A 1,252-nucleotide genomic window follows, 5' to 3' on the forward strand; every position below is an offset into this window, starting at 1 on the left:
GTGGTGCCGGTGGTCCAGGTGGTGGTGAGGGTGGTGGTGAGGTGGTGGGGTTCGTTGTCGTTGTTGCGGAGGAGGGGGAGGACGGTGGTGTTGTCGAGGGTTTCGCGGGTGGGTGGGGTGAGGGTGGGGGTGGCGCCGAGTTCGAGGTAGGTGGTGGTGTTGGTGAGGGTGTGGGTGGTGGTGAGGGCTTGGTGGTATTGGACGGTGTTGCGGATGTGGTTGGTCCAGTAGTGGGGGTTGGTGAGTTCTTGGTGGGTGGCGAGTTGGCCGGTGAGGTCGGAGATGAAGGGGATGGTGGGTTGGTGGTAGGTGATTTGGCTTGCGGTGGTGAGGAATTGGTCGAGGACGGTGTCCATGTGGGGGGAGTGGAAGGCGTGGCTGACGGTGAGTTGTTTGGTGCGTCGGCCTTGGTTGTGGAAGTGGTTGGTGATGGTGTTGACGGTGGTGGTGTCGCCTGAGATGACGATGGAGGTGGCGCTGTTGATGGCGGCGATGGAGACGAGGTGCTGGTGGCCGTCGATGGCTTCGATGGCGGTTTGGGCTTCTTGGGGGGTGGCTTGGATGGCGGTCATGGTGCCGTTGGTGGGGGCTTGTTGCATGAGGTTGGCGCGGGTGGCGACGAGGGTGGTGGCGTCGGTGAGGGTGAGGATGCCGGCGGTGTGGGCGGCGGCGTAGGCGCCGATGGAGTGGCCGAGGACGGCGGTGGGGGTGATGTTGCGGGTGGTGAGGAGGTGGGTGAGGGCGGTGCCGAGGGCGAAGATGGCGGGTTGGGCGTATTGGGTGGTGTGGAGGAGTTCGGCGTGGGGGGTGCCGGGTTGGGCGTGGAGGATGTCGCGCAGGGGGTGGGGGAGGTGGGGGGTGAAGGCGTCGGTGATGTTGTCGATGGCTTGGGCGTAGGCGGGGAAGGTTTTGTAGAGCTGGGCGCCCATGGTGGGGCGTTGGCTGCCTTGGCCGGAGTAGAGGTAGACGGGTCCGGTGTTTGTGGTGGCGGTGCCGGTGATGGTGTTGGGGTGGGGGGTGTTGTCGGCGAGGTGGGTGAGGGCGGTGAGGAGGTCGTTGTGGTTGTCGGCGATGACGGCGGCGCGGTGGTCGAAGGTGGTGCGGGTGGTGGTGAGGGCGTGGGCGACGTCGGCGGGGTGGGTGGTGTGGGTGGTGAGGTGGTGGTGGAGGCGTCGGGCCTGGTCGCGGAGTGCGGTGGTGTCGCGGGCGGTGAGGGGCCAGACGTAGGGGCCGGTGGTGTCTGCCGGGGTGG

General features: G+C 66.9%; 1 protein-coding gene. It reads right to left on the reverse strand.

Annotated elements, in window-relative coordinates; translation table 11 throughout:
* Positions 1–1,252, reverse strand: a 1,252-nt coding sequence (locus ACFUK0_RS40195; protein WP_380259050.1) for an acyltransferase domain-containing protein, incomplete at both ends; no start/stop codon positions are given.

Source organism: Kitasatospora sp. NPDC057223 (genome assembly GCF_042669755.1).
Classification (GTDB): Bacteria; Actinomycetota; Actinomycetes; order Streptomycetales; family Streptomycetaceae; genus Kitasatospora.